Origin of the sequence: Micrococcus sp. MS-ASIII-49, assembly GCF_000946635.1 — a bacterium.
Classification (GTDB): domain Bacteria; phylum Actinomycetota; class Actinomycetes; order Actinomycetales; family Micrococcaceae; genus Micrococcus; species Micrococcus luteus.
On sequence record NZ_JXSP01000151.1, the window covers coordinates 1 to 2,106 of the forward strand.

Below are 2,106 nucleotides of genomic sequence, written 5' to 3' on the forward strand. Positions count from 1 at the left end.
CAGAACTCAATGGCCCTTGACACAGCGACTTGCGGTCCAGCGCCTCGATCTGGATCTCCACCAGGTAGACGGTGTCCCGCGACGGCGCCCAGCTGACCGGGGTGCGGCGCTCCGGCTCCTGCGCGAGCAGGGTCGCCAGGTTGGGACAGTCGACCCGGTGCACGGAGACCCCGGAGCCGCGGGTGACGAACCCGTCGATGGCGTCCGGCGGCACCGGGTTGCAGCACCGTGCCAGCTTGGCCATGACGCCGCCGTCGCCGTCCACGAGCACGCCGGCGTCGTTGGTGGCCCGCGCGGGGGCGCGCCGCGACTGGGCCGGGACCAGCTCCTGCAGGTCCACCTCGCCGACGGTCAGCTCGCCCTCCGGCTCGGCCTGCGTCGACGTCGGCGGAGCGAGGCGCTCCGCGACGCGTTCCTGCACGGACTGGGCGGACACGTGGCCGTCGCCGAGGGCCACGAACAGCCCGTCGAGGTCCGCGTAGCCGAGATCCGTGGCCACCTGCACCAGCTCCTCGCCGCCGAGCACCTGCTGCACGGCCATGCCGGCCTTGCGCAGCTGACGGGTCAGCGACTCGCGTCCCCGGTCGGCCTGCTCGTCGCGGCGCTGCGTGGCGAAGTGGTGACGGATCTTGGACCGGGCCCGCGGCGAGACCACGAAGCCCAGCCAATCCCGGCTCGGCCCCGCGTCCTCGGCGCGCGAGGTGAAGACCTCCACGGTGTCGCCGTGGCTGAGCGGCGTGGACAGCGGGACGAGCTTGTCGTTGACCCGGGCGCCGATGGTGCGGTGGCCGACGTCGGTGTGGATGGCGTAGGCGAAGTCCACGGGCGTGGAGCCGGCCGGCAGGGTGCGGATCTCCCCCTTCGGCGTGAAGACGTACACCTCGTCCGCCCCGATCTGGGTGCGCAGCGAGGCGAGGAACTCGTCCGGGTCCCGGGTGTCCGCCTGCCAGTCCATCACCGAGCGCAGCCAGGCCGGCGTGGCCTGCACCGGCGCCTGGCCGGCGACCTGGGCCTTGTACCGCCAGTGCGCGGCGACGCCGTACTCGGCCTGGCGGTGCATCTCCTGCGTGCGGATCTGGATCTCCACCGGCTTGCCGCCCGGCACCATCACCGTGGTGTGCAGGGAGCGGTACATGTTGAGCTTCGGGACCGCGATGTAGTCCTTGAACCGGCCCGGGACCGGGTTCCAGCGCGCGTGGATGACGCCGAGCACGGCGTAGCAGTCACGCACGGAGTCCACGAGCACCCGGATGCCCGTGAGGTCGTGGATGTCGTCGAAGTCCTTCCCGCGCGTCACCATCTTCTGGTAGATCGAGTAGTAGTGCTTCGGCCGTCCGGTGACGGTCGCCCGGATCCGGTGCTCGCGCAGGTGCTCCTCGATCACGGTGCGCAGCGCCGCGATGTGCTTCTCCCGCTCCGGGTTGCGCTCCCCCACGAGGCGCACGATCTCCGCGTACATCTTGGGCTTGAGGGCGGCGAAGGAGAGGTCCTCGAGCTCCCACTTGACGGTGTTCATGCCGAGCCGGTGGGCCAGCGGGGCGTAGATGTCCAAGGTCTCCTGGGCCTTGCGGGCGCTGGACTCCGGGGAGACGTACCGCCACGTCCGCGCGTTGTGCAGCCGGTCGGCGAGCTTGATGAGCAGGACGTTCACGTCCTGGGCCATCGCGATGACCATCTTGCGCACGGTCTCGGCCTGCGCCGCGGCGCCGTAGGTCACCTTGTCCAGCTTGGTCACGCCGTCCACGAGGAGGGCGACCTCGGAGCCGAAGTCGGCGCGGAGGCGCTCCAGGGAGTAGTCCGTGTCCTCGACGGTGTCGTGCAGCAGGGCCGCCAGGAGCGTCGGGCCCGTCACGCCGATCTCGGCGAGGATCGTGGCGACCGCGACGGGGTGGGTGATGTACGGGTCCCCGGAGCGCCGCATCTGCCCCTCGTGTGCCGCGCGGGCGACCTCGAAGGCGCGGACGATCTCGGCCAGCTCGGTCTTGGTGGCTCGCTGCCGCACGGTGCGCATCAGCGGCTCGAGCAGGGGCGAGTACTCGGTGGCGTGCCGGCCGGTCAGGCGTGCGATCCGGCTGCGGGGCCGGACCGGGGCGGGACGGGCCGGGG

At 71.7% G+C, this 2,106-nt stretch carries 1 protein-coding gene; it reads right to left on the reverse strand.

The annotated features are described in order from the left end of the window. Nucleotides 1–2,068 (reverse strand): bifunctional (p)ppGpp synthetase/guanosine-3',5'-bis(diphosphate) 3'-pyrophosphohydrolase (locus SJ20_RS10125; RefSeq protein ID WP_304413453.1); only part of this gene is annotated, 2,068 nt, incomplete at its 3' end. Nucleotides 2,069–2,106 lie beyond the last annotated feature (38 nt).